This is a genomic window from Streptomyces sp. NPDC023573 (assembly GCF_055559735.1).
On record NZ_JBVHKB010000005.1, the window covers coordinates 161,536 to 186,123 of the forward strand.

At 69.7% G+C, this 24,588-nt stretch carries 23 protein-coding genes and 5 tRNA genes; 11 read left to right on the forward strand and 17 right to left on the reverse strand.

Annotated features, from left to right (window positions below; all coding sequences use genetic code 11):
• Positions 1–33: 33 nt before the first annotated feature.
• Together ACZ32T_RS17770 and ACZ32T_RS17775 are read right to left on the reverse strand one after the other, a co-directional pair.
• Positions 34–1,044: an NAD(P)H-dependent glycerol-3-phosphate dehydrogenase gene (locus ACZ32T_RS17770; protein ID WP_467270519.1), complete on the reverse strand. Its 1,011-nt coding sequence runs from the start codon at positions 1,042–1,044 to the stop codon at positions 34–36.
• Positions 1,041–1,793 carry a lysophospholipid acyltransferase family protein gene (locus tag ACZ32T_RS17775; protein ID WP_467270517.1) on the reverse strand — a complete coding sequence of 251 codons (753 nt, stop codon included), beginning with the start codon at positions 1,791–1,793 and terminating at the stop codon, positions 1,041–1,043. Before ACZ32T_RS17775 ends, ACZ32T_RS17770 begins: the two co-directional genes overlap by 4 nt.
• 148 nt (positions 1,794–1,941) lie before the next feature.
• Between ACZ32T_RS17775 and cofC the strand changes: the two genes are divergently transcribed.
• Together cofC and ACZ32T_RS17785 are read left to right on the forward strand one after the other, a co-directional pair.
• Complete coding sequence (gene cofC, locus ACZ32T_RS17780) at positions 1,942–2,625, forward strand: 2-phospho-L-lactate guanylyltransferase (RefSeq protein ID WP_467367702.1); 684 nt, start codon at positions 1,942–1,944, stop codon at positions 2,623–2,625.
• 10 nt (positions 2,626–2,635) lie between these two features.
• Positions 2,636–2,839: a hypothetical protein gene (locus ACZ32T_RS17785; protein ID WP_467367704.1), complete on the forward strand. Its 204-nt coding sequence runs from the start codon at positions 2,636–2,638 to the stop codon at positions 2,837–2,839.
• A gap of 82 nt (positions 2,840–2,921) precedes the next feature.
• Here the strand turns inward: ACZ32T_RS17785 and ACZ32T_RS17790 are convergent, their stop codons facing one another.
• The 4 genes from ACZ32T_RS17790 to leuC all read right to left on the reverse strand — a co-directional run bounded on the left by ACZ32T_RS17790 (position 2,922) and on the right by leuC (position 6,067).
• Positions 2,922–3,569 carry an HU family DNA-binding protein gene (locus tag ACZ32T_RS17790; protein ID WP_467265714.1) on the reverse strand — a complete coding sequence of 216 codons (648 nt, stop codon included), beginning with the start codon at positions 3,567–3,569 and terminating at the stop codon, positions 2,922–2,924.
• Positions 3,570–3,711: 142 nt separating this feature from the next.
• A complete protein-coding gene (locus ACZ32T_RS17795; protein WP_033303999.1) occupies positions 3,712–3,939 on the reverse strand; it encodes an SCO5555 family protein in 228 nt (75 codons plus the stop codon).
• A gap of 104 nt (positions 3,940–4,043) precedes the next feature.
• On the reverse strand, positions 4,044–4,637 hold the full coding sequence (gene leuD, locus ACZ32T_RS17800; RefSeq protein ID WP_467265716.1) for a 3-isopropylmalate dehydratase small subunit: 594 nt from the start codon (positions 4,635–4,637) through the stop codon (positions 4,044–4,046).
• Positions 4,638–4,642: 5 nt separating this feature from the next.
• A complete protein-coding gene (gene leuC, locus ACZ32T_RS17805; RefSeq protein ID WP_467265718.1) occupies positions 4,643–6,067 on the reverse strand; it encodes a 3-isopropylmalate dehydratase large subunit in 1,425 nt (474 codons plus the stop codon).
• Positions 6,068–6,240: 173 nt separating this feature from the next.
• Here leuC and ndgR point away from each other — a divergent pair, with 173 nt between their 5' ends.
• Positions 6,241–6,954: an IclR family transcriptional regulator NdgR gene (ndgR, locus tag ACZ32T_RS17810; RefSeq protein ID WP_325750019.1), complete on the forward strand. Its 714-nt coding sequence runs from the start codon at positions 6,241–6,243 to the stop codon at positions 6,952–6,954.
• A gap of 135 nt (positions 6,955–7,089) precedes the next feature.
• Here ndgR and ACZ32T_RS17815 read toward each other — a convergent pair.
• The 9 genes from ACZ32T_RS17815 to ACZ32T_RS17855 form a co-directional block, all read right to left on the reverse strand.
• Positions 7,090–7,162, reverse strand: a tRNA-Glu gene (locus ACZ32T_RS17815).
• Between the two features lie 20 nt (positions 7,163–7,182).
• Positions 7,183–7,254, reverse strand: a tRNA-Gln gene (locus ACZ32T_RS17820).
• Positions 7,255–7,262: 8 nt separating this feature from the next.
• Positions 7,263–7,335 (reverse strand) — tRNA-Glu (locus ACZ32T_RS17825).
• 60 nt (positions 7,336–7,395) lie between these two features.
• Positions 7,396–7,468: transfer RNA gene (locus ACZ32T_RS17830), tRNA-Glu, on the reverse strand.
• Positions 7,469–7,487: 19 nt separating this feature from the next.
• A tRNA-Gln gene (locus ACZ32T_RS17835) sits at positions 7,488–7,559 on the reverse strand.
• An 85-nt stretch (positions 7,560–7,644) separates the two neighbouring features.
• Positions 7,645–8,364, reverse strand: a complete 720-nt coding sequence (locus ACZ32T_RS17840) for an HAD family hydrolase (protein ID WP_467265720.1) — start codon at positions 8,362–8,364, stop codon at positions 7,645–7,647.
• Between the two features lie 86 nt (positions 8,365–8,450).
• On the reverse strand, positions 8,451–9,923 hold the full coding sequence (gltX, locus tag ACZ32T_RS17845; RefSeq protein WP_467265722.1) for a glutamate--tRNA ligase: 1,473 nt from the start codon (positions 9,921–9,923) through the stop codon (positions 8,451–8,453).
• Positions 9,916–10,692: a fumarylacetoacetate hydrolase family protein gene (locus ACZ32T_RS17850; protein ID WP_356713530.1), complete on the reverse strand. Its 777-nt coding sequence runs from the start codon at positions 10,690–10,692 to the stop codon at positions 9,916–9,918. Before ACZ32T_RS17850 ends, gltX begins: the two co-directional genes overlap by 8 nt.
• A gap of 101 nt (positions 10,693–10,793) precedes the next feature.
• Positions 10,794–10,979: a hypothetical protein gene (locus tag ACZ32T_RS17855; protein WP_467265724.1), complete on the reverse strand. Its 186-nt coding sequence runs from the start codon at positions 10,977–10,979 to the stop codon at positions 10,794–10,796.
• A gap of 607 nt (positions 10,980–11,586) precedes the next feature.
• Here ACZ32T_RS17855 and ACZ32T_RS17860 point away from each other — a divergent pair.
• The 8 genes from ACZ32T_RS17860 to ACZ32T_RS17895 all read left to right on the forward strand — a co-directional run bounded on the left by ACZ32T_RS17860 (position 11,587) and on the right by ACZ32T_RS17895 (position 22,206).
• The gene (locus tag ACZ32T_RS17860) at positions 11,587–15,351 is read left to right on the forward strand and encodes a sensor histidine kinase (RefSeq protein WP_467265726.1); all 3,765 of its coding nucleotides are present in this window, start codon (positions 11,587–11,589) and stop codon (positions 15,349–15,351) included.
• Positions 15,352–15,360: 9 nt separating this feature from the next.
• Positions 15,361–15,774, forward strand: a complete 414-nt coding sequence (locus tag ACZ32T_RS17865; RefSeq protein WP_006127850.1) for a roadblock/LC7 domain-containing protein — start codon at positions 15,361–15,363, stop codon at positions 15,772–15,774.
• A gap of 134 nt (positions 15,775–15,908) precedes the next feature.
• Positions 15,909–16,316 (forward strand): DUF742 domain-containing protein, encoded by a 408-nt coding sequence (locus ACZ32T_RS17870; protein ID WP_072487285.1) that lies wholly within the window; start codon positions 15,909–15,911, stop codon positions 16,314–16,316.
• A complete protein-coding gene (locus ACZ32T_RS17875; RefSeq protein WP_351276111.1) occupies positions 16,297–16,884 on the forward strand; it encodes a GTP-binding protein in 588 nt (195 codons plus the stop codon). The genes ACZ32T_RS17870 and ACZ32T_RS17875 overlap by 20 nt, the downstream gene beginning before the upstream one ends.
• Before the next feature lie 349 nt (positions 16,885–17,233).
• Positions 17,234–20,422: a sensor histidine kinase gene (locus tag ACZ32T_RS17880; RefSeq protein WP_467367706.1), complete on the forward strand. Its 3,189-nt coding sequence runs from the start codon at positions 17,234–17,236 to the stop codon at positions 20,420–20,422.
• A 10-nt stretch (positions 20,423–20,432) separates the two neighbouring features.
• Positions 20,433–20,846, forward strand: coding sequence for a roadblock/LC7 domain-containing protein (locus ACZ32T_RS17885; RefSeq protein WP_006127847.1), 414 nt, complete (start codon positions 20,433–20,435; stop codon positions 20,844–20,846).
• Positions 20,847–20,936: 90 nt separating this feature from the next.
• Positions 20,937–21,644: a DUF742 domain-containing protein gene (locus ACZ32T_RS17890; RefSeq protein WP_467367709.1), complete on the forward strand. Its 708-nt coding sequence runs from the start codon at positions 20,937–20,939 to the stop codon at positions 21,642–21,644.
• Positions 21,625–22,206, forward strand: a complete 582-nt coding sequence (locus ACZ32T_RS17895) for a GTP-binding protein (protein ID WP_014048542.1) — start codon at positions 21,625–21,627, stop codon at positions 22,204–22,206. Before ACZ32T_RS17890 ends, ACZ32T_RS17895 begins: the two co-directional genes overlap by 20 nt.
• Positions 22,207–22,311: 105 nt before the next feature.
• On the opposite strand, the gene ACZ32T_RS17900 is transcribed toward ACZ32T_RS17895, so the two are convergent.
• Together ACZ32T_RS17900 and ACZ32T_RS17905 are read right to left on the reverse strand one after the other, a co-directional pair.
• Positions 22,312–22,515: an acyl-CoA carboxylase subunit epsilon gene (locus ACZ32T_RS17900; RefSeq protein ID WP_104789387.1), complete on the reverse strand. Its 204-nt coding sequence runs from the start codon at positions 22,513–22,515 to the stop codon at positions 22,312–22,314.
• A 64-nt stretch (positions 22,516–22,579) separates the two neighbouring features.
• Positions 22,580–24,163 carry an acyl-CoA carboxylase subunit beta gene (locus ACZ32T_RS17905; protein WP_467265732.1) on the reverse strand — a complete coding sequence of 528 codons (1,584 nt, stop codon included), beginning with the start codon at positions 24,161–24,163 and terminating at the stop codon, positions 22,580–22,582.
• Positions 24,164–24,588 lie beyond the last annotated feature (425 nt).

A 24,588-nucleotide genomic window follows, 5' to 3' on the forward strand; every position in this document is an offset into this window, starting at 1 on the left:
TCGCGATGAGCGTACCTGCTGGTAGGGCTCGAGTCAGCGTCGCTCGGGCTTGGCGCTGCGCGACATCAGCTCCTTGAGGGCGACCACCGGCGGCTTGCCCTCGTGGACGATGCCGACGACCGTCTCGGTGATCGGCATGTCGACGCCGTGCCTGCGCGCCAGATCGAGCACCGATTCGCAGGACTTGACGCCCTCGGCGGTCTGGCTGGTGACGGCGACGGTCTCCTGGAGGGTCATCCCCCGCCCGAGGTTCGTGCCGAAGGTGTGGTTGCGCGAGAGCGGTGAGGAGCACGTCGCGACCAGGTCGCCGAGTCCGGCGAGTCCGGAGAAGGTGAGCGGGTCGGCCCCCATGGCGAGTCCCAGCCGGGTGGTCTCGGCGAGGCCGCGGGTGATGAGGGAGCCCTTGGCGTTGTCACCGAGGCCCATGCCGTCGGCGATGCCCACGGCGAGACCGATGACGTTCTTCACGGCGCCGCCGAGCTCGCAGCCGACCACGTCGGTGTTGGTGTACGGCCGGAAGTACGGGGTGTGGCAGGCGGCCTGGAGGCGCTGGGCGACGCTCTCGTCCGAGCAGGCGACGACGGCGGCCGCGGGGCGGCGTTCGGCGATCTCCTTGGCGAGGTTGGGGCCGGTGATGACGGCGATCCGGTCCGGGGTGACCTGGGTGACGTCCTCGATGACCTCGCTCATCCGCTTGGCGGTGCCCAGTTCGACGCCCTTCATCAGGGAGACCAGGACCGTGCCGGGCTCCAGATGCCGCGACCAGTCGGCGAGGTTGGCGCGCAGGGTCTGCGAGGGCACCACGAGGACGGCGAAGTCGGCGCCGCGCAGCGCCTCGGCGGCGTCGGTCGTGGCCCGGACCGATGCGGGCAGTTCGATGCCCGGCAGATAGCCCGGGTTGGTGCGGGTGGTGTTGACGGCCTCGGCGACCTCGGCGCGGCGTCCCCAGAGGGTCACCTCGCAGCCGGCGTCGGCGAGGACCATGGCGAAGGCCGTACCCCATGAGCCGGTTCCGAAGACGGCCGCCTTCGCGGGGTGCGTCACGTCGTTCCCTTTCCCTCTGCCCTGCGCCGCTGTTCGGCGCGGGCCTTGCGGTGATCGTAGAGCTCGGCGGGGGCCCTCTCGCCGCGTACGTCCTCGAGCTGGGCGGTGATCGCGGCCATGATGGTCTCGGTCGCCTGGCGCAGGACGTCGGGCGTCGGCTCCATGCCGTAGTAACGGGAGAGGTCGACCGGCGGACCGGCCTGCACCCGCAGGGTCTTGCGGGGGAACAGCCGGAGCTTGTCCTCCTTGGCGTAGGGCGGCATCGCCAGGTTGGCGCCCCACTGGGCGACGGGGATGACCGGGGCCTTGGTCATCAGCGCGACCCGGGCGGCGCCGGTCTTGCCGGCCATCGGCCACATGTCGGGATCGCGGGTGAGCGTGCCCTCCGGGTAGAAGGCGACGCACTCGCCCCGCTCGATGGCGTCCACCGCGGCGCGGAAGGCGTCGAGCGCGTTGGTCGTCTCCCGGTACACGGGGATCTGGCCGGTGCCGCGCAGAATCATTCCGACGAAAGGCGTCCTGAAAAGTCCGGCCTTCGCGAGAAGCCGCGGCACGCGTCCGGTGTTGTACTGGAAATGCCCGTACGACAGCGGGTCCAGATAGGAGTTGTGATTGACCGCGGTGATGAATCCGCCATCGGCCGGAATGTGTTCCATTCCCCGCCAGTCGCGCTTGAACAGAACCACCAGGGGCGGTTTTGCGATGACCGCCGCCAGGCGGTACCAGAAGCCGATTCTGCGGCGGGACACTCGGGTGCCTTCCTCTAGGAACTGAGCTGTGCGGGGCTCGGGCTCTGCTGCCTCGCCCCTGGGCCCCTGCTGTGTGGAGAACACCGTACGCCTCACCCGTGGGGGCGGACCTCCGGGTTGTCGTACCGGCAGGCGAGAATAAGGGCTGATGCGTACGGAGGGGGAGATCGCCACGAACACCGACCCGACCGGCCCCTGGTCCCTGGTCGTCCCGCTGAAACCGCTCGTACGGGCCAAGAGCAGGCTCGGCCGGGCGGTGGGAGGGGATCTGCGTCCGCGCCTGGCCCTGGCGTTCGCGCAGGACACCGTGTCCGCGGCTCTGTCCTGCCCGGCGGTGCGGGATGTGGTGGTCGTCACGGACGATCCGGTGGCCGGGGCGGCGCTGACGGCGCTCGGCGCGCGGACGGTGGCGGACACCCCGGCGGCCGGGCTCGACGCGGCGATGGAGCACGGGGCCCGGTCGGCGCGCGGCCGGCGCGGGGGTGCGGCGGTGGCCGTGCTCAACGCCGATCTTCCGGCCTTGCGTCCGGATGATCTGGCGCGGGTGCTCGAATTCGCCGCGGCTTTTCCCCGCGCTTTTGTCGGTGACGCGCAGGGAATCGGCACCACATTTCTTTCCTCGGCCCCGGGGGTGGAATTGCGGCCGTCCTTCGGCGGGGCGTCGCGGGCGCGGCACCTGGCGTCGGGGGCGGTGGAGATCTCGCTGCCGGGCATCGATTCGGTCCGCAGGGACGTGGACACGGGCGACGACCTGGAGGCAGCGCTGGCCCTGGGAGTGGGGCGGTTCACCGCCGCGCTCGCGGCCCCCGTGGTGCCCGCCGCGGACCGATAGGCTGCGGCTCATGCAGGCGACCTCGTTCACGTACGACTCCGATTCCCGCACCGGCAGCGTGCTTCTCGACGACGGCACCCCGGTGGACTTCGACGCGCCCGCGTTCGACGCGGGAGGGCTGCGGCTGCTGCGCCCCGGGCAGCGGGTGCGGATCGAGACCGAGGGTGAGGGCGCCGCGCTGCGGATCACCCTGGTGACGCTGCAGACGCTCTGAGGGCACCCCTGAACAGCCCGCGGGCCGGGCTCCCCGAGGGGAGCCCGGCCCGGCGCGTATGAGGAACGAGCGGTGCCCGGTCTCACTTCTTGCGTGCGGTGACCTTCTTGGCCGTGGTCTTGCGAGCCGTGGTCTTCTTCGCGGGCGCCTTCTTCGCCGTGGTCTTCTTGGCGGGCGCCGTCTTGGCGGCGGCGGTCTTCTTCGTCGCCGTCGTCTTCTTCGCCGGGGCCGCCTTCTTCGCCGCCGGCGCGGTCTTCTTGGCCGTCGCGGTGGTCTTCTTGGCGGTGGTCTTCGCCGGGGCCGTCTTCTTCGCGGCCGCCGTGGTCTTGCGCGCCGTGGCCTTCTTGGCGGTGGCCTTCTTCGCGGCCGCCTTCGCCGTCGTACGGGTGGAAGAACCGCCCGAGAGGCTGCCCTTGGGGGCCTTCTTCACGGCCACGTCGTTCTTGGGGAGCTTCTTGGAGCCGCTCACCAGGTCCTTGAAGCCCTGTCCCGCACGGAAACGGGGCACGGAGGTCTTCTTGACCCGTACGCGCTCGCCCGTCTGCGGGTTGCGGGCGTACCGGGCGGGGCGGTCGACCTTCTCGAACGAGCCGAAGCCGGTGACCGAGACACGGTCCCCGGCGACAACGGCACGGACGATCGCGTCGAGTACCACGTCGACAGCGTCTGCGGCCTGCTGACGGCCGCCGACCTTGTCGGCAATCGCTTCTACGAGCTGCGCCTTGTTCACGTCTTCCCCTTCGGAGACATTGCCGGAACGAAACTGTTCAGGCTTTTTCGCACGTTAGGCAGATATATACCGCAAATCAAACACGAAACGGGCTAATCACCCTAGTGCCGCAACGAAGTCGACCGCCGCGCTGTCCGCGGAGTCAGTCACCTTCGGGGAATCGGCCCTCGTCGAGGTCCTTCATCAACCGGTCCAGACGCCTTGCCGCGCCTGGGAGATCGTGCTTAGCCGCGGCCGTGACGACCAGCAGCTTCCGGGACAGCGCCATCCGTACGCCCTCCGGGACTTGCAGTTCGCGCACCTTTGCGTGTGCTTCTTTCAATCGGTCGGCGACTTGGCCATAGAGCTCGAGTTGGCTGTCGCGTTCCATGCACCGATTGTGCCATCTGGGGCGAGTTGTCGCCCGAGGGGGTCTCAACAAGCGACTGCGCCCCCTGCCTTCGGGCAGGGGGCGCAGTTCGGGAAAAGCGCTGCTCAGGCGTCAATCGTACGCGGCTTGTGGGACGGCCGGGCCGCCTCGTAAGTCGCAATGTCCGCTTCGTTCTGAAGAGTGAGGCTGATGTCGTCGAGCCCGTTCAGGAGGCGCCAGCGGGCGTTCTCGTCGAGCTCGAAGTCCGCCGTGATTCCGTCGCCGATGACCTGCCGCTTCTCCAGGTCGACCGTCACCTCGGCCGTCGGATCGGCCTCGGTGAGCTCCCAGAGGCTGTCGACGACCTTCTGGTCGAGAACGACGGTCAACAGACCGTTCTTCAGGGAGTTGCCACGGAAGATGTCGGCGAAGCGCGAGGAGATGACGGCCTTGAAGCCGAAGTTCTGCAGGGCCCAGACCGCGTGCTCACGCGAGGAGCCCGTGCCGAAGTCGGGACCGGCCACCAGGACCGAGGCACCCTTGCGCTCGGGGCGGTTGAGGACGAAGTTCTCGTCCTTGCGCCAGGCCTCGAAGAGCCCGTCCTCGAAGCCGTCGCGGGTGACCTTCTTCAGCCAGTGCGCGGGGATGATCTGGTCGGTGTCGACATTGCTGCGGCGCAGCGGGACGGCACGGCCGGTGTGTGCGGTGAATGCTTCCATGGCTCTCAGACTCCGGCGGGCGTACGGACGTCGGACAGATCGGCGGGCGAGGCCAGATGGCCCAGCACGGCGGTGGCGGCGGCGACCTGCGGGGAGACCAGGTGGGTGCGGCCGCCCTTGCCCTGCCTGCCCTCGAAGTTCCGGTTCGAGGTGGAGGCGGAGCGCTCACCGGGGGCCAGCTGGTCGGGGTTCATGCCGAGGCACATCGAGCAGCCCGCGTGCCGCCATTCGGCGCCGGCGGCGGTGAAGACCTTGTCCAGGCCCTCCTCGACCGCCTGAAGGGCGACCCGGACGGAGCCCGGGACGACCAGCATCCGTACGCCGTCGGCGACTTTGCGGCCGTCCAGGATCGAGGCCGCGTTGCGCAGGTCCTCGATGCGGCCGTTGGTGCAGGAACCTACGAACACCGTGTCCACGTTGATCTCACGCAGTGGCTGGCCGGCGGTCAACCCCATGTACTCCAGGGCCTTTTCGGCGGCGTGGCGCTCCGAGGCGTCCTCGTACGAAGCGGGGTCGGGGACGTTGGCCGACAGGGGCGCGCCCTGGCCGGGGTTGGTGCCCCAGGTGACGAACGGCGCGAGCTCGGCGCCGTCGATGAAGACCTCGGCGTCGAAGACGGCGTCGTCGTCGGTGCGGAGCGTCTTCCAGTACTCCACCGCCGCGTCCCACTCCTCGCCCCGGGGGGCGTGGTCGCGTCCCCGCAGGTAGTCGAAGGTGGTCTCGTCGGGTGCGATCATGCCCGCGCGGGCGCCGGCCTCGATCGACATGTTGCAGATGGTCATCCGGGCTTCCATCGAGAGCTTCTCGATGGCGGAGCCCCGGTATTCGAGGATGTAGCCCTGGCCGCCGCCGGTGCCGATCCGGGCGATGATGGCCAGGATGAGATCCTTGGCGGTGACGCTGTCGGGGAGTTCACCCTCCACCGTGATCGCCATCGTCCTGGGGCGGGCCAGCGGCAGGGTCTGGGTGGCCAGGACGTGCTCGACCTGGCTGGTGCCGATACCGAAGGCCAGCGCCCCGAACGCGCCGTGGGTGGAGGTGTGCGAGTCGCCGCAGACGACCGTGGTGCCGGGCTGGGTCAGACCCAGCTGGGGGCCGACCACGTGCACGACGCCCTGCTCGACGTCGCCCAGCGGGTGCAGCCGGACGCCGAAATCCGCGCAGTTCTTGCGCAGGGTCTCCAGCTGGGCGCGGGAGACCGGGTCGGCGATCGGCTTGTCGATGTCGAGGGTCGGGGTGTTGTGGTCCTCGGTGGCGATGGTGAGGTCGAGACGCCGCACCGGCCGGCCGGCCTGGCGCAGGCCGTCGAAGGCCTGCGGGCTGGTCACCTCGTGCAGCAGGTGCAGATCGATGAAGAGGAGGTCGGGCTCGCCATCGGCGCGCCGGACGACGTGGTCGTCCCAGACCTTCTCCGCGAGTGTCCTACCCATCGCTTTCCCTCCGGCCGGCGTCTTCGCCGGCCCAACTAGAGATTCGGGTGCCGCCGTCCTGACCCCCGGGCGGGGCGGTGGCCGCGGGCCGTTGTAAGGCCGCACGTACAGGTTCGCAACTTCCGGGGAAAATTGAACTTGCGTTTCACAGAGTGAGACGCGAGTATCGTCGTATGGACAACTCTAGCGGCGTCGGCGTTCTCGACAAGGCAGCTCTGGTATTGAGCGCCCTGGAGTCCGGTCCGGCCACCCTCGCCGGGCTGGTCGCAGCGACAGGGCTCGCACGGCCCACGGCACACCGACTGGCCGTGGCACTCGAACACCACCGCATGGTGGCAAGGGACATGCAGGGCCGTTTCATTCTCGGTCCCCGGCTCGCGGAGCTCGCGGCCGCGGCCGGCGAGGACCGCCTCCTGGCGACGGCAGGACCCGTACTCACACATCTGCGCGACATCACCGGCGAGAGCGCGCAGCTCTACCGCCGGCAGGGCGACATGCGGATCTGCGTCGCGGCGGCGGAGCGGCTGTCCGGACTGCGGGACACCGTGCCGGTCGGCTCCACGCTCACGATGAAGGCGGGTTCCTCCGCCCAGATCCTGATGGCGTGGGAGGAGCCGGAGCGCCTGCACCGGGGCCTGCAGGGGGCCCGTTTCACCGCGACGGCCCTCTCCGGCGTACGGCGGCGGGGCTGGGCCCAGTCGATCGGCGAGCGCGAGCCGGGCGTGGCCTCGGTCTCGGCCCCGGTCCGCGGGCCGTCGAACCGGGTGGTCGCCGCGGTGTCCGTCTCCGGGCCCATCGAGCGCCTCACGCGCCACCCGGGCCGGATGCACGCGCAGGCCATCATCGACTCGGCGGCGCGACTGAGCGAGGCCCTGCGCCGCGGCTGACCCACCATGCCCCTCTCTCCGGCCGCTCCAGCGTCGTGGCGGCCCAAGTCATCCGTCACGTAGCCGAGATGGGCGCTCGCGCGCATGCGAAAGGCCCTCCACCGAGGTGAAGGGCCTTGCCGTACTGCTGTGTTGTACCCCCGACCGGATTCGAACCGGCGCTACTGCCGTGAGAGGGCAGCGTGCTAGGCCGCTACACAACGGGGGCGTGATTACTGCTGACTTGCGCTGGGCTACCAGGACTCGAACCTAGAATGACGGTACCAGAAACCGTAGTGTTGCCAATTACACCATAGCCCATGGTGAAGTACCCCCGACCGGATTCGAACCGGCGCTACTGCCGTGAGAGGGCAGCGTGCTAGGCCGCTACACAACGGGGGCCCTAGCGATCCTGCATCGAGTACGTGGGTGCGACCCAGATGTTCTCGCGGGAAGGATCTGTACCCCCGACCGGATTCGAACCGGCGCTACTGCCGTGAGAGGGCAGCGTGCTAGGCCGCTACACAACGGGGGCTTGTTACTTCGGTCTTGCGCTGGGCTACCAGGACTCGAACCTAGAATGACGGTACCAGAAACCGTAGTGTTGCCAATTACACCATAGCCCACTGAAACGCAACCCCTTGGGGTTCTGTTTCTGTCTGCGCTTCCCGGCCGGATCTTTCGGCCCGCTCGGGCGGCGCAGGAAGAACATTACCTGAAGGTGTCCGGCGCTCCAAAACGGGTATCGCCCGCCAGCAGCCCGGGAAGCTCCTCCAGCCCGGTGATCCGTACGAGCTCGGGGCGTCCGCCCCGCCCCTCACGGTCCAGCCAGATGCCCGTCAGCCCGGCGGCCACCGCGCCGCCCGCGTCGATGTCGGGCTCGTTCCCGACGTACGCCACCTCGTGCGGGTCCAGGGACAGCGCCTCGCAGGCAGCGTGGAACGCCCCCGCGTCCGGCTTGGAGATCCCCAGCTCGACGGCGCACACCACGGCCTCGAAGCGGTCCCGCACCCCGAGGGCGCGCAGCTTGCGGTCCTGGTTGTGGATGCTGGAGTTGGACAGGACGGCATGGCGGAAGCTTCCCGCCAGCCGGTCCAGGACGGGCAGGGTGTCCGGGAAGAGTGCCCACGCGGCCTCGTAGTGGGTGGCGTGCCGGCCGAACCACTCGTCGGCCTCGGCATCGCTCAGCAGCCGCCCCAGGAAGGCCCGCACGCGCTCGCGCCGCTGTCCCTGGAAGTCGAGTTCCCCGGCGGCGAAACGGGCCCACTGGACGTCCGTGATGGCCTTCCAGGCGTCGAGGGCGCGCTCCAGCGTGGGGTACCCCTCGGGAAAGCCCTCGTTCGCCAGGTGTGCGCGCATGCCGGCACGGTCGGCTCCCGAGTAGTCGAAGATCGTGTCGTCGATGTCCCAGAGAACCGCTCGGATCGGCATGCCGGCCAGGTTACCGGGGCGGCCCGCGCATGACGACGGGGTGGCCGCCCCGGCTCGGGCGGCCACCCCGTCGTGTGCACCGGGCGCTACGCGGCGAGCTTCACCAGCGCGGCGTCGATGCGGGCGATCGTCTTCTCGCGGCCCAGGATCTCCAGGGACTCGAAGAGCGGGAGCCCGACCGTGCGGCCGGTGACGGCGACGCGGACCGGGGCCTGCGCCTTGCCGAGCTTCAGGCCGTGCTTCTCACCGGCGGTGAGGACGGCCGCCTTGAGCGCCTCGGCGTTCCACTCGGCGGCGAGCAGTTCGGCGCGGGCGGTGACGAGGAGCGCGTCGGAGCCCTCCTTCATCGCCTTCGTCCAGGACGCCTCGTCCTCGACGGGCTCGTCCAGGAAGAGGAAGTCGACGTTGGCCGTGATGTCCGAGAGAACCGTCACACGCGTCTGGGCGTGCGGGGCGATCTCGGCGAACTGCTCCGCGTCGAAGGACTCGGGCGCCCAGGGGGCGAAGGGGGCCTTCAGCCAGGGGCCGCACGCCTCGGTGAAGGTCTTCACGTCGAGCATGCGCAGGTGCTCGGCGTTGACGTGCTCGGCCTTCTTCAGGTCGAAGCGCGCCGGGTTGGCGTTGACGTCGGCGATGTCGAAGGCGGCGACCAGCTCGTCGCGGCCGAAGATGTCACGGTCCTCGGCGATCGACCAGCCGAGCAGCGAGAGGTAGTTGAGCAGCCCCTCGGGCAGGAAGCCACGCTCGCGGTAGAGGTTGAGCGAGGCCTGCGGGTCACGCTTGGAGAGCTTCTTGTTGCCCTCCCCCATGACGTACGGCAGGTGGCCGAAGGCGGGGGTGTCCTTGGCGACGCCCAGCTCGATGAGCGCCCGGTACAGGGCGATCTGGCGCGGGGTGGAGGAGAGCAGGTCCTCGCCGCGCAGGACGTGGGTGATCTCCATCAGCGCGTCGTCGACCGGGTTGACGAGCGTGTAGAGGGGAGCGCCGTTGGCACGGACGATGCCGAAGTCCGGGACGTTCTCCGGCTGGACCGTGATCTCGCCGCGGACCAGGTCGGTGAAGGTGATGGCCTCGTCGGGCATCCGGAAGCGGACGATCGAGGTGCGGCCCTCGGCCTCGTACGCCGCCTTCTGCTCGTCGCTCAGGTCGCGGCAGTGCCCGTCGTAACCCGACGGCCTGCCGGCCGCGCGGGCGGCGTCGCGGCGGGTGTCGAGCTCCTCGGTGGTGCAGTAGCAGTGGTACGCGTGCCCGGCGGCCAGGAGCTTCGCGGCGACGTCCTTGTAGAGGTCCATCCGCTGCGACTGGCGGTACGGGGCGTGCGGGCCGCCGATCTCGGGGCCCTCGTCCCAGTCCAGGCCGAGCCAGCGCATCGAGTCGAGCAGCTGCTGGTAGGACTCCTCGGAGTCGCGGGCGGCGTCGGTGTCCTCGATGCGGAAGACCAGGGTGCCCTGGTGGTGCCGGGCGAAGGCCCAGTTGAAGAGGGCCGTCCGGACCAGGCCGACGTGGGGGTTGCCGGTCGGGGAGGGACAGAAACGGACGCGTACAGGTGCGTTAGCCACGCTTGATCACCTTGTTGGTGAGAGTGCCGATGCCTTCGATGGTGACGGCGACCTCGTCGCCGACGTGCAGGGGTCCCACCCCTGCGGGGGTTCCCGTGAGGATCACGTCGCCCGGGAGCAGCGTCATGGCTTCCGTGATGTGGACGATCAGGTCCTCGACGGAGCGGACCATGTCGCTCGTCCGGCCGAGCTGGCGCTGTTCGCCGTTGACCGTCGCCTGGATGGCCAGGTTGCCGGGGTCGACGTCGGTCTCCACCCAGGGGCCGAGCGGGCAGGAGGTGTCGAAGCCCTTCGCCCGGGCCCACTGGCTCTCGCGGCGCTGGACGTCGCGCGCGGTGACGTCGTTGGCGCAGGTGTAGCCGAAGACGACGTCCTTGACGCGCTCGCGCGGGACCTCACGGCACATGCGGCCGATCACCACGGCCAGCTCGGCCTCGTGGTGCAGCTCCTCGGAGAAGGACGGGTACTCGATGGAGTCGCCGGAGCCGATCACCGAGGTGGTGGGCTTGAAGAAGGCGACGGGCACATCCGGGACCTCGTTGCCCAGTTCGGCGGCGTGTTCCGCGTAGTTGCGGCCGATGGCCACGACCTTGTTGGGAAGCACGGGCGGCAGCAGCCGGACCTTCTTCAGCGGGACCTTGGTCCCGGAGAGCTCGAAGTCGGCGTACGGGATGCCCTTGATGATGTCGAGGACGAGGCTGTCGGGGCTGTCGCCCTCGACCGCGCCGAAGGCGACATTGCCGTCGATGGAGAACCTGGCGATGCGCACGGGATGCTGTCGCCCCTCACTTGCTGGCTGGCTGAAGACTGACGCTCCAGGCTAGCGCGCGTGAGAGGCCCGGCCTCGCGCATCACCGCGGGGACCGGCGGCTACTGCGCCGCCGCGGCCACCGGGGCTTCCATGAGGATCGTGCGGCGCGGGTTGGCCGTCTGGGTGGGCAGGTCGACGGTGTGCTCCCGCCGCTCCGGCGTCTGCAGCGCCTCGGCGTCCTCGAGGTGCGCCAGCGTGGTGCGCCGGGGGTTGGCGATGTTGCGGAAAATCATCGTCGTCTTCATCTGCCGTATGGGTCCTTGCCGCTGGGGCGCTGCCCGGAGGCGCGCCGGTTGTCGGATTCGCTATCCCTGTAAAGCGCCAGGCTAAACATCCGATTCCCGGCCTTGGCCGGGATGAGACGGCGATCATCATGTGAGTTTGCTCACGAACTTGCCGACAAAACACCCATTGCAGGCAGTTGATCATGAGATGCAAACCAGACAATACGGCCTCGAATCCCCCATTCCGCTCCCGATCATGGCGTCTGGGACACCGGCTGCCCCCTGTGACCACACCCGCAATCGCCCGGTTTGACCCTGAACACGTTCCACGCCTTGTTACCCGGCCATCACACCGTGTCATCCAGGTCACAGCCCGGTACGCGGGCCTTGTTGGAGATCCTCCACTGTGCTGGAATTCCACGCACCGCCGCGGGTTTCAGGCCCAGCGCGCAGGGGCGCAACGCAGCGCCGAGTGGCGGCGGGAGGGGGAAGTACGCCGGTCACTCACGACCACCATGGGGCGCGTCCAGCGCCCCACGACGCCGACACCGTCCCGTCGCGCATGCGCGGAGGGACGCCTGGTCCAGAGGTTGCGACGCTAGTGCAGGGACGTTTCAAGAGGGATGGCATGGGGTCGCCCCAGCCCCGCCAGGGCCGAGGGGAAACCCCGGCGGATCAGGAACCGCGCGGCGGGAACGACCGCGGTTCCTCGCCCCAGCACGCCCAGAATCCCGGTGCCTCCGGTGACGGCGCCGACCGCGCGCAGCGTTCCGGCACGACGGGCGCCGCCGGCGCGGAGGCCACGCCGCCGCCCCTGAAGCCGGCCGGTCCCACCACCGCCGGTTCACGGCTGGCACTGCGCAACTGGCGCATCAGCACCCGTCTGGTCTCCCTGCTCGCCCTCCCCGTGGTCGCGGCGACCACGCTGGGCGGACTGCGGATCAACGAGTCCATGAACGACATGGACCAGCTGGAGCACATGCAGCTGCTGACCCAGATGACCAAGAAGGCGACCGCGCTCGCCAACGCGCTCCAGGAGGAGCGCGACAAGTCGGCCGGCCCCCTGTCGAACGGCGTGAAGGCGACCGACTACAAGGTCACCCAGCCCCGGGAGCGCACCGACCGCGCCAAGGCCGCCTTCTTCGAGGCGACCGACGACATCGGCAACACCCCCGGCGACGCGGCCCTGGACAGCATCCACGCGAGCGTCAGCCAGATAGGCACGCAGCTGGGCAACATCACCAGCATCCGTAAGGACGCCTACGCCGGAAACAGCCCGAGTCTCAACACGATCGACCAGTACAGCCAGCTGATCACGTCGCTGCTGAGCCTTTCGCAGGACATGGCGCAGGCCACCAGCAGCCCGGAGATGATCAAGCGGACGCGTGCGCTGGCCGCCTTCTCCTCCTCGAAGGAGTACGCCTCCGTCGAGCGCGCCATCATCGCCGCGGCGCTGCCCGGCGGCGACAGCACCAAGACGCACCTGAACCCCAACGACCAGTCGTTCGGCCGCAACGCGCTGAACAAGGCGGGCACGACCCTCAAGACCTTCGAGACGACGTATTCGTCCACCGGCAGGAGCTCCGCCGAGCTGCTGGCACCGCTGGACAACGGGAATCCCGAGATAACCGCCGCCGACATGTACGCGAAGAAGGTGCTCGACAGCCCCCTCGGCATGGAGGGCGCCGGCAAGACGCGTACGTACATGGACTGGTACGACCAGAGCTCCAACAAGATCCAGGCCATGAAGACCATCGAGGAGACGCTCCTCGGTGAGATGGAGAGCAAGGCCCGCGAGCTCAAGGAGGAGTCGCAGCGCGACGCGATCCTCAACGGTGCGATCATCCTGATCGTCCTCGGTGTGTCGCTGGTCGGCGCCTTCGTCGTGGCGCGGTCCATGATCCGCTCCCTGCGACGGCTGCAGGACACCGCGACCCGGGTCGCCCAGGACCGGCTGCCCGAGCTCGTCCGCCAGCTCTCCGAGACGGACCCGCAGGACGTCGACACCTCCGTCGAGTCGGTCGGTGTGCACTCCCGGGACGAGATCGGCCAGGTGGCCGCGGCCTTCGACGACGTGCACCGCGAGGCGGTCCGGCTGGCCGCCGAGCAGGCGCTGCTGCGAGGCAACGTCAACGCGATGTTCACCAACCTCTCGCGCCGCAGCCAGGGCCTCATCCAGCGTCAGCTCTCGCTCATCTCCGAACTGGAGTCCCGCGAGGCCGACCCGGACCAGCTGTCCTCGCTCTTCAAGCTCGACCACCTCGCGACCCGTATGCGCCGTAACGGCGAGAACCTCCTCGTCCTCGCGGGCGAGGAGCCCGGCCGTCGCTGGACCCGGCCCGTGCCGCTGGTCGACGTGCTCCGTGCCGCCGCCTCCGAGGTGGAGCAGTACGAGCGCATCGAACTGGCCGCGGTGCCCGCCACCGAGGTCGCGGGCCGCGTCGTCAACGACCTCGTGCACCTCCTCGCCGAGCTGCTGGAGAACGCCACGTCGTTCTCCTCGCCGCAGACGAAGGTCCGGGTCACCGGTCACGCGCTGCCCGACGGCCGTGTGCTCGTCGAGATCCACGACACCGGCATCGGCCTCTCCCCCGAGGACCTGGCCGCGATCAACGAGCGGCTCGCCTCGCCGCCCACCGTGGACGTCTCGGTCTCCCGCCGCATGGGTCTCTTCGTGGTCGGCCGGCTGTCCCTGCGTCACGGCATCCGCATCCAGCTCCGCCCCTCCGACTCCGGCGGTACGACCGCACTGGTCATGCTGCCCATGGAGGTCGCGCACGGCGGCAAGCAGCCGTCGAAGCCGGGCCAGCAGGGCAAGGGCCCGCAGGCCGGCGCCCCGGGCGGACTCCTCGCCGGCGGTGGCGCTCCCGCCGCGGGCGGCCAGCGTCCCGGGCTCTCCGGTCCTCCCGCGGCTCCGGCCAAGGGCCTGGGCTCGGCCGCCCCGCGCGGCCAGGTCGGCGCGGGCTCGGCCCCCCGGGCCGCGCTGCCCACGCGTGACGCCGCACTGCCCACGCGTGACGGCGGACAGCGTCCGCCGCAGCAGGGACCCGGCCAGCAGAACCCGGGCCAGCAGGGACCCGGCCTGCCCGGCCAGGGCCGCTCCGACGCCCCGCGCCAGGGCGGCGGCCTCGCCGGCGCCTTCGCCGGCGGTGCCCGCCCCGGCGCACGCCCCCCGCAGGACCCCTCGGCCGGTGCCGACTCTGGCCGGCCCAACCTCTTCGGCCACTCCGGCCAGCAGGGCGGCCAGCCCGGACGCCAGGCCCAGCAGCCGCAGCAGGCCCAGCTCGGCCAGGGCAACCAGCCCGGCCAGGGCGGCCCGCAGCAGCCCGGCGGCCCCGGCCGCCAGCTGCCGCCCTCCGGCGGCCCCCGGGCCGAACTGCCCGGCGGCAACCCGCAGCCGCAGCGCCCGCAGAGCACGAGCTGGGGCGTCGAGGAGCAGGGTTCTCCCCGACGCGCGCAGCCGGACTCGCCGCGCGGTCACGAGGAGCACGAGGCCGGCCGGTTCACCCGGCCGGGCACCTCCGCCCCGGACCAGCCGTTCAGCCCGCCGAACCAGCGTCCGCCGATGAACGACCGTCAGGGCCCCGGCGCCACCGCGGAGTTCGCCCGCCCGGACTTCTCGGCGCCGCAGGCACCGCAGGCACCCCACGCCCCCCAGGGGCAGGACCCGGCCAGCACCGCGCAGTTCGCCCGCCCGGACTTCAACGCCCCGCTGCCGCAGGACCAGGGCTTCGGCAACCGTCCCCAGCAGGACCAGGGCTTCGGTGCCCAGGGTCCGCAGCGCCCGCAGGCCCCGGCACCGCGCCGCTCCGACAACGCCGACTTCGGCGCGCCGCGTCCGCCGGCCCCCTCCACGGGTGAACTGCCGCAGCGCCCGGCCCTGCCGCAGCAGCCCGAGGTGCTGCCGCCGGCCGGCCCTGGTGACGGGCGTACGCCGCTGTACGACACGCTGGAGACGAACTGGTTCCACGGACCGCAGCAGGGTGGCCAGCAGCCGCCCGCCGCGGAGCCGCAGGCACCGGCCGCTCCCCAGCCCGCCGCCGGCCCGCCGCCGACCATGCCGCGGCGTGGTGCGGCCGACACCGGAGCCACCAGTTCATGGCGTGCTTCGCCCAACGACGACCTCGTACGGCAGGCGGAGCGGGTCAAGAAGCCCGCCGCCGGCGGGATCACCACTTCCGGACTGCCGCGCCGTGTCCCACGTGCCAATTTGGTTCCGGGCACTGCTCAACAGCAGAATCATCAGTCCGGACCTCAGGTTTCGCGTGCGCCGGATGACGTACGCGGGCGTCTGACCAATCTCCGCCGGGGCATCCAGCAGGGACGACAGGCCAACACCGGCCCGTCTACCGGCAGTTTCCAACTCGGCCCCACTCACCAGCAGGAGCGTTAGTTGAGCCCCATGAGTCAGGCCGCGCAGAATCTGAACTGGCTGATCACCAATTTCGTGGACAACACCCCAGGGGTGTCCCACACAGTGGTGGTCTCCGCGGATGGCCTGCTGCTGGCGATGTCCGAAGGTTTCCCGCGCGACCGCGCCGACCAGCTGGCGGCTGTCGCCTCCGGTCTGACGTCGCTGACCGCGGGTGCCTCACGGATCTTCGAAGGCGGCGCCGTGAGCCAGACGGTCGTGGAGATGGAGAGAGGTTTCCTCTTCCTCATGTCCATCTCCGACGGCTCGTCACTCGCCGTGCTCGCCCACCCGGACGCGGACATCGGTCTGGTCGGGTACGAGATGGCACTCCTCGTCGACCGTGCGGGGACCGTCCTCACCCCTGATCTCCGTGCCGAACTACAAGGAAGTCTGCTCCACTAGACGGCCATGCGGCAGACACTTGACGCGATCCCCCCAGGTACTACTCAAAACCCTCACCCGTCCGGCCGACACAGCCCCTCACCGGCCACCTTCAGACGGCAAGCCGACACCCTGCTGTCACGCCCGGAGGATTTATGACCCCGCCACCCGCCTCACCCGATCCGTACGGCGCACTGCACCACGCGTCGTACGACGGTGAAGGTGACCAGCCGCTGGTCCGTCCGTACGCCATGACCGGCGGCCGGACCCGGCCTCGCTATCAGCTCGCGATAGAGGCACTGGTCAGCACCACAGCGGACCCCGCCCACCTCGGAACCCTGCTCCCCGAGCACCAGCGGATCTGCCACCTGTGCCGCGAGGTCAAGTCGGTGGCCGAGGTCTCGGCCCTGCTGTCCATGCCCCTCGGTGTGGCACGGATCCTCGTGGCGGACCTGGCGGAAGCCGGCATGGTGGCCATTCACCAGCCGGGCAACGGAGAGACCGGCGGCGCGCCGGATGTGACACTGCTCGAAAGGGTGCTCAGTGGACTTCGCAAGCTCTAGCGGCGGGACGGGGACGGCCCGTGCCACCACCTCGGCGAAGATCGTGGTGGCAGGGGGCTTCGGCGTGGGCAAGACCACGTTCGTCGGTGCCGTTTCGGAGATCAATCCGCTGCGCACCGAAGCCGTGATGACGTCCGCGTCCGCGGGCATCGACGACCTGACCCACACCGGGGACAAGACCACCACCACGGTGGCCATGGACTTCGGACGCATCACCCTGGACCAGGACCTGATCCTCTACCTGTTCGGCACCCCCGGACAGGACCGCTTCTGGTTCATGTGGGACGACCTGGTCCGCGGCGCCATCGGCGCCGTCGTCCTCGTCGACACCCGCCGCCTCGCCGACTGCTTCCCAGCCGTCGACTACTTCGAGAACAGCGGCCTCCCCTTCGTCATCGCCCTCAACGGCTTCGACGGACACCAGCCCTACACACCCGACGAAGTACGCGAAGCACTCCAGATCGGCCCCGACGCCCCGATCATCACGACGGACGCCCGGCACCGCGCGGACGCCAAGAGCGGCCTGATCACCCTGGTCGAACACGCCCTCATGGCCCGGCTGAAGTAGCCGTAAGTCGGCAGCGATCTACGGTACTTGCTGTAGTCAAGCGGGGGCGGCCTGTGTCCTTTGACACGATCCGCCCCCGTGTTCATAACATTTCGACAGAGAATTGGAGCCCGATCAATACCCGACGCGCACGGCCGGTACCACTGCGCTCATACGAGCCTCGCCTTTTGACGGGGCTCGTTCTTTATGCCCGTTTTATCGGCGTCGGGTCACAGGCGGAATTACTCATTCCGACTGTTTGGAACGCGACCGGTCCGCGTGCTGCAATGCCTCGAACTACCCAGTAGTACGGCTCCTGAACGATAATCCGGCACAACGTAGGTGCCGACGCCGAGAGGTTGTTGGTCGAGTGAGGCGAAGCAACGAGGGCTCCGCGGCCCAGCCGGAGCGGGGCAACTTCACGCCGCCGCCGCGCGCCGCGCTGTCCCCGCCCGCGGACACGTCGTCCGAGGCGGAACCGGCAGGCGGCAGCACCAGTCGGCTGTCCCCGCGGAACTGGCGGGTGCCCACCCGGCTGAACGCGATTCTCCTGATCCCGGCACTCGTCGGTCTCGTCATGGGCGGCTTCCAGGTGAAGGGGTCCATAGACACCTGGAACGAGGCCCAGGACGCCGAGAAGACGGCCCTGGTCGTCCGCGCGGCGGCGGCGTACGGGCAGGCGCTGCTGAACGAGCGCGACCTCACCGCCGAACCGCTGCTGTCCAACAAGCGCACCGCCGCAGAGGTGGAGAAGGTCCGCGCCACCACGGACACGGCCGCGTCGAAGTTCGACGCCGCTGTGCAGAACATGCCGGACAAGGAGGGTCTCCACCGCCGTCTGAAGCTGTTCAAGGTGGAGGAGCCGCTCCTTCCCGAGCTGCGCAAGGCCGCCTACGCCGAGGCCATGGACCCGGTGAAGACGGAAGAGGGCTACACCAAGGTCCAGCACTCGCTGATGGAGTTCTCCAACGAGCTCGGCCTGGGCACCGGCAACATCACCAGCTACGGCCGGACCGTGTACGCGATCGAGCTGGCCAAGGCCGCCGAATCGCTCCAGCGCTCGATCGGTATGCACCTGCTGGTGCGTCCGAGCCAGGAGGAGCGCAACTTCAACGGCCAGGTGACGGCTTTCAGCTCGTACAACTACCTGGAGCAGATCGCCCTCGGCGAGTTCGTCTCCGGTGGTACGGAGGCCGACGCCGCCCGGCTCAAGGAGGTCATGGCCGCCAAGGCGGCCGAGGGAGCCAAGCAGCTGAAGGCCGCCCAGGCGCAGGCCAAGGCCGCCGGCAAGCCCTTCGTGGCGCCTCCGAGCATCGACGGCTCGGTCTTCGACGGCATGGCCCAGCAGATCGGGCAGGGCAAGCAGCCCGACGCCCTGAAGGCCAAGGGGATCACCCCCGAGACCTGGATGGCCGCGGCCACGGCGAAGTTCGACGGCTACACGACGGTGGAGAACGAGCTCGTCGACAAGGCCGTGGCCGAGGCGGCCGAGATCTCGACCGACGCCAGGAACGACGCCATCCTCAACGCGGCGATCGTGATCGTCTCGCTGCTGGCCGCCTTCATCATCGCCGGCCTCATGGCCCGCCAGATGAGCCGCTCGATGCGTCAGCTGCGTACCGCCGCCTTCGGCATCGCCGAGCAGCGGCTGCCGATGCTGGTCGACCAGCTGTCGCGGACCGAGCCGGGCCGGGTGGACACCCGGGTGCAGCCGATCCCGATCAACAGCCAGGACGAGATCGGCGAGGTCGCCCGCGCCTTCGACCAGGTGCACCGCGAGGCCGTCCGGCTCGCCGCCGAGCAGGCCATGCTGCGGGGCAACGTCAACGCGATCTTCACCAACCTGTCGCGCCGTAACCAGTCGCTCATCGAGGGCCAGCTGACCCTCATCACCGACCTGGAGAACAACGAGGCCGACCCGGACCAGCTGGAGAGCCTCTTCAAGCTGGACCACCTGGCCACGCGTATGCGCCGTAACGGCGAGAACCTGCTCGTCCTCGCGGGCGAGGAGCCCGGCCGCCGCTGGAACCAGCCGGTGCCGCTCGTCGACGTGCTGCGGGCCGCCTCCTCCGAGGTGGAGTCCTACGAGCGCATCGAGCTCACCGGTGTCCCGGAGAGCGAGATCCACGGCCAGGCCGTGACCGACCTCGTGCACCTGCTGGCCGAGCTGCTGGAGAACGCCACCACGTTCTCCTCGCCGCAGACCAAGGTCCGGGTCACCGCGACCCGGCTGCCCGACGGCCGGGTGATGGTCGAGATCCACGACAAGGGAATCGGTCTCACCGCCGAGGACTTCGCGGACATCAACCACAAGCTGGCCAACCCGCCGACCGTGGACGCCGCGGTGTCCCAGCGGATGGGTCTGTTCGTGGTCGGCCGGCTGGCCGACCGGCACGGCATCCGCGTCCAGCTGCGCCCCTCGGGCGAGCAGGCGGGGACCACGTCGCTGGTCATGCTCCCGGACGCCATCACCCACGGTGGCGGTGGCGAGGGGCTCCCCCAGGACGACTTCACCGTCTCCTCGATCATGTCCGAGCAGCAGCAGTCGTTCGACCCGATGCCGCCGCAGCAGGTCCCGATGCGTACGGCGGCGGAGCTCGGCTTCGACGACTCGCGCTACGAGACCTCGGTGGCCGACTCCCCGCAGCTGGACCCGGTGAACCGTTCACTCATGCGTGAGGAACGGCGGGCGGCGCTGGAGGCACAGACCGGCGGCGAGCGCCCGTCCTTCCAGGACGACGGCACCGGGCAGCAGCAGGAGTACGCCCCTCAGCAGTACGCCCAGGAGCAGTACGCCCCGGAGCAGCAGCAGGGGTACGCGCAGCCCGGTTACGAGGGCGGCTACGACCCGTACGCCGCCGGGAACGGCTACCAGGACCCGCAGCAGAACACCTACGCGGAAGCCTCGTACGCCTCCCCGGACGGCACGCAGGAGCAGTACGCCGACCGGTTCGCGCCGCAGGAGGACCTTCCCCACCAGGGCGGCTGGGCGGACCAGGGTTCCTACCAGGGGGCGTTCGACCCCTTGGCGCAGCCCGGGGCGGCAGCGGTTCCGGGAGCTCCCGCGGAGACACAGGACCGCGTAGGCTTCGACAGCCCGGGGCCCACCCCGAATCCCGGTCAGGACCTGACCGAGGCGGGCCTCCCGCGCCGGGGTGCGGGCCAGCAGCACTGGCAGCCCACCGGCCGCGGAAACGATCAGCCTGCCGCACCCGAGCAGCGGCAGCGGCCGCAGCAGGAACAGCCGCAGGCGCAGCAGACGGAGCATGCCGACGGGGAGAAGCCCGACGACTGGCGTTCGTCGAACGACGAGCGCTGGGAGCGGGCCGAGAAGCTCCGGGATCCGAAGGCGGGCGGAATCACCCCTTCCGGACTCCCCCGGCGCGTGCCCAAGGCCAATCTGGTCGAGGGCACGGCGGAGCAGACCCAGCAGGGCGGCCCACAGGTCTCCCGCGCCCCCGAGGACGTGCGCGGCAGGTTGAGCAACCTGCGGCGTGGTGTCCTGCGGGGACGGACCGCGGGGTCGGACGCAAGTGATACCTACAACCAGGAGCGTTAGTGTGAGCCCGATGAGCCAGGCGGCGCAGAATCTGAACTGGTTGATCACCAACTTCGTGGACAACACCCCTGGGGTGTCGCACACGGTGGTGGTCTCCGCCGACGGACTCCTGCTGGCGATGTCCGAAGGTTTCCCACGGGACCGCGCCGATCAGCTGGCGGCTGTCGCCTCCGGTCTGACGTCGCTGACCGCGGGTGCTTCACGGATCTTCGAAGGCGGTGCCGTGAATCAGACCGTTGTGGAGATGGAGCGAGGATTCCTCTTCATCATGTCCATCTCTGACGGATCTTCACTCGCCGTCCTCGCCCACCCGGATGCCGATATCGGCCTGGTTGGGTATGAAATGGCACTTCTCGTGGATCGTGCAGGAAGTGTTCTTACCCCGGATCTCCGCGCCGAACTCCAGGGAAGTCTTCTTAACTAACAAGACAGACAGTGCGTTTCTCGTCACCGCGCCATAAGGTGCGGTGGCGCGGCACCACTGGGATGGCGAACGGCAGTCGGAGGAGGAAACGTGGCAGCACCCACAGGCGGACACCCGTACGAGGGCGGTCAGCGGGTTCCGGGTGAGCAGGGTGACAATCGTTTCGGCAACCCCTCCATGCCCGGCAGACAGGGTCCGCAAGACCCTTATCAGCCGTATCAGCCCTACCAGCAGCCCCAGCAGGGCAGCTGGCAGCCGCAGCCCCAGCAGCCGGGCTCCGGGTGGCCGCAGCAGCAGCCGCACCACCCCCAGCACGAGCAGCCGCAGCACTACCAGCAGCCGCAGCAGGGTTCGCCGGGTGACGACTGGCCGCAGCAGCCGCAGCGGTACGAGGCTCCGCCCTCGCGCATCCAGCCGGTCCAGCGGCAGGCTCCCCAGCCGTCGAAGCCCGCGGCTCACAACCCGCTGGTCCGTCCGTACGCCATGACCGGCGGCCGGACCCGGCCGCGGTACCAGCTCGCCATCGAGGCGCTGGTCAGCACCACGGCCGATCCCGCCCGGCTGCAAGGGCAGCTGCCCGAGCACCAGCGGATCTGCCGGCTCTGCATCGAGATCAAGTCGGTGGCCGAGGTCTCGGCCCTGCTCTCGATCCCCCTCGGCGTTGCCCGGATCCTCGTCGCCGACCTGGCCGAGGCCGGACTCGTCGCTATCCATCAGCCCGGCGGCGACGAGGCCGCCGGCGGCCAGCCAGATGTGACACTGCTCGAAAGGGTGCTCAGTGGACTTCGCAAGCTCTAGCGGCGGAGCGGCCCGCTCCACTACCTCGGCGAAGATCGTGGTGGCAGGGGGCTTCGGCGTGGGTAAGACCACGTTTGTCGGTGCCGTTTCGGAGATCAATCCGCTGCGCACCGAAGCCGTGATGACGTCCGCGTCCGCGGGCATCGACGACCTGACCCACACCGGGGACAAGACCACCACCACGGTGGCCATGGACTTCGGACGCATCACCCTGGACCAGGACCTGATCCTCTACCTGTTCGGCACCCCCGGACAGGACCGCTTCTGGTTCATGTGGGACGACCTGGTCCGCGGCGCCATCGGCGCCGTCGTCCTCGTCGACACCCGCCGCCTCGCCGACTGCTTCCCAGCCGTCGACTACTTCGAGAACAGCGGCCTCCCCTTCGTCATCGCCCTCAACGGCTTCGACGGACACCAGCCCTACACACCCGACGAAGTACGCGAAGCACTCCAGATCGGCCCGGACACCCCGATCCTCACCACGGACGCCCGGCACCGCGCGGACGCCAAGAGCGCGCTGATCACCCTGGTCGAACACGCCCTCATGGCCCGCCTGCGCTGACCCCGCCGCCGCACACGGCGAAGGCCCCGTACTCCTCGGAAGGAGTACGGGGCCTTCGGCGTGAAGGGGGCCGGTCGGCCCCGGAGCGGCCTCGGCGGCCGCTCCTCAGCCCTGCCAGCTGTGCGGGGCGCGGAAGCCGGGGGTGCGCTCCAGGCGGCGCCATCCGGCGGTGCTGCGGCCGCGGCGGGCGGGCGCGTCGGGCTGTGCGGCCGCGCGGGCGAGCAGGACCGCGGTGATGGCGGCGAGCTCCTCGGGGCCGGCCTGGCCCTTCTCGACGCGCAGGACCGAATCGGCGGGGGTGACGCTCATGGATATCTCCGTCTTCTGGGCAGTGGTCGCGGAACGTGGGCGGGGTCGCCGCCGCGGCCGGCGACTACTGCGGGGGGTTGCCGTGCTTGCGGGACGGCAGGTCCGCGTGCTTGTTGCGGAGCATCGCGAGCGAGGCGATCAGCACCTCGCGCGTCTCGGCGGGGTCGATGACGTCGTCGACCAGGCCGCGCTCGGCCGCGTAGTAGGGGTGCATCAGCTCGGCCTTGTACTCCTTGACCATGCGGGCCCGCATGGCTTCGGGGTCCTCGGCGTCGGCGATCTGCCGACGGAAGATGACGTTGGCGGCGCCCTCGGCGCCCATCACCGCGATCTCGTTGGTCGGCCACGCGTAGGTGAGGTCGGCGCCGATGGACTGGCTGTCCATGACGATGTACGCGCCTCCGTATGCCTTGCGCAGGATCAGCGAGATCCTCGGCACGGTGGCGTTGCAGTACGCGTAGAGCAGCTTCGCGCCGTGCCGAATGATTCCACCGTGCTCCTGATCGACGCCGGGCAGGAAGCCGGGTACGTCCAGCAGAGTGACGATGGGGATGTTGAACGCATCACACATCTGGACGAATCGCGCGGCCTTCTCGGACGCCTCGATGTCCAGGACACCGGCCAGCGCCTGCGGCTGGTTGGCCACGATGCCGACGACCTGGCCGTCGAGCCGGGCCAGCGCGCAGACGATGTTGCGGGCCCAGCGCTCGTGGATCTCCAGGAAGTCGCCGTCGTCGACGAGCTCCTCGATGACCTTGTGCATGTCGTACGGGCGGTTGCCGTCGGCCGGGACCAGGTCCAGGAGGACGTCGCCGCGCCGGTCGGCCGGGTCGTCGCTCGGGACGACGGGCGGGTTCTCCCGGTTGTTGGACGGGAGCATGCCGATCAGGTAGCGGACCTCGGCGATGCAGGTCTCCTCGTCGTCGTACGCGAAGTGCGCGACGCCCGAGGTCTCGGCGTGCACGTCGGCGCCGCCGAGGCCGTTCTGGGTGATCTCCTCGCCGGTGACCGCCTTGACGACGTCCGGTCCGGTGATGAACATCTGCGAGGTCTCGCGGACCATGAAGACGAAGTCGGTCAGCGCCGGGCTGTAGGCCGCGCCGCCCGCGCACGGGCCGAGCATCACGCTGATCTGCGGGATGACACCGGAGGCCCGGGTGTTGCGCTGGAAGATCCCGCCGTAGCCGGCGAGGGCGCTGACGCCCTCCTGGATACGGGCTCCGGCGCCGTCGTTCAGGGAGACCAGCGGGGCACCGGCCGAGATGGCCATGTCCATGATCTTGTGGATCTTCGTGGCGTGGGCCTCGCCCAGCGCCCCGCCGAAGATCCGGAAGTCGTGCGCGTAGACGAAGACCGTCCGGCCGTCGACAGTGCCCCAGCCGGTGATGACACCGTCGGTGTACGGCTTCTTGGCCTCCAGACCGAAGCCGGTCGCCCGGTGCCGGCGCAGCTGCTCGACCTCCTTGAACGATCCCTCGTCCAGCAGCAGCTCGATGCGCTCGCGCGCCGTCAGCTTGCCCTTGGCGTGCTGCGCCTCGGTCGCCCGGTCGCTCGGTCCACGCCGGGCCTGCTCACGCAGTGCCAGCAGTTCGGCCACCCGGCCACGCGTGTCACTCGGCTCGCCCGGGATTTCGTCCACAACGGTCATACGTCGACCCTACGAACCCGACCGCGCAATTCCTGCCGTCCACACCGAACAGTCTCCTGCCCGGTTTCCTGGTGGCACCTGACAGAAGCGGTGCACCATGCATCCCATCTGCCAGCTCACAGGGCTTCCGCGTTGTAGAGCTTCGACAAAGCACCGAATGTGGCCTCGGCCACAAGCCGCTCCGCGCGCCACGCCGCGGAGCCACCGGGGCGGACGACCGGACCCACCGGAATGGCCCCGCCCCGGACCGGGGGCGGCCGCGTTCAGCATCTGTTCACCCGGTGCGTACGGCGATCCACCAAGCGTGGCCAAAACCCGTCCTGAGGCGTCGAGTTGTGAAGAACAGCAACTTCTTGAGAGCGCTCTCAGTCCTAACTCTTGACGCTCACGGGAGCCGTCGCAAGAGTAGTGCGCACCGCAGACGC

Excerpts from the sequence above, each read along its gene's own strand:
- cofC (WP_467367702.1), top strand. The coding sequence starts at position 1,942 with ATGCGTACGGAGGGGGAGATCGCCACGAACACCGACCCGACCGGCCCC.
- ACZ32T_RS17785 (WP_467367704.1), top strand. The coding sequence starts at position 2,636 with ATGCAGGCGACCTCGTTCACGTACGACTCCGATTCCCGCACCGGCAGC.
- ACZ32T_RS17795 (WP_033303999.1), bottom strand. The coding sequence starts at position 3,939 with ATGGAACGCGACAGCCAACTCGAGCTCTATGGCCAAGTCGCCGACCGA.
- leuD (WP_467265716.1), bottom strand. The coding sequence starts at position 4,637 with ATGGAAGCATTCACCGCACACACCGGCCGTGCCGTCCCGCTGCGCCGC.
- leuC (WP_467265718.1), bottom strand. The coding sequence starts at position 6,067 with ATGGGTAGGACACTCGCGGAGAAGGTCTGGGACGACCACGTCGTCCGG.
- ndgR (WP_325750019.1), top strand. The coding sequence starts at position 6,241 with ATGGACAACTCTAGCGGCGTCGGCGTTCTCGACAAGGCAGCTCTGGTA.
- ACZ32T_RS17840 (WP_467265720.1), bottom strand. The coding sequence starts at position 8,364 with ATGCCGATCCGAGCGGTTCTCTGGGACATCGACGACACGATCTTCGAC.
- ACZ32T_RS17855 (WP_467265724.1), bottom strand. The coding sequence starts at position 10,979 with ATGAAGACGACGATGATTTTCCGCAACATCGCCAACCCCCGGCGCACC.
- ACZ32T_RS17860 (WP_467265726.1), top strand. The coding sequence starts at position 11,587 with ATGGGGTCGCCCCAGCCCCGCCAGGGCCGAGGGGAAACCCCGGCGGAT.
- ACZ32T_RS17865 (WP_006127850.1), top strand. The coding sequence starts at position 15,361 with ATGAGTCAGGCCGCGCAGAATCTGAACTGGCTGATCACCAATTTCGTG.
- ACZ32T_RS17870 (WP_072487285.1), top strand. The coding sequence starts at position 15,909 with ATGACCCCGCCACCCGCCTCACCCGATCCGTACGGCGCACTGCACCAC.
- ACZ32T_RS17885 (WP_006127847.1), top strand. The coding sequence starts at position 20,433 with ATGAGCCAGGCGGCGCAGAATCTGAACTGGTTGATCACCAACTTCGTG.
- ACZ32T_RS17900 (WP_104789387.1), bottom strand. The coding sequence starts at position 22,515 with ATGAGCGTCACCCCCGCCGATTCGGTCCTGCGCGTCGAGAAGGGCCAG.
- ACZ32T_RS17905 (WP_467265732.1), bottom strand. The coding sequence starts at position 24,163 with ATGACCGTTGTGGACGAAATCCCGGGCGAGCCGAGTGACACGCGTGGC.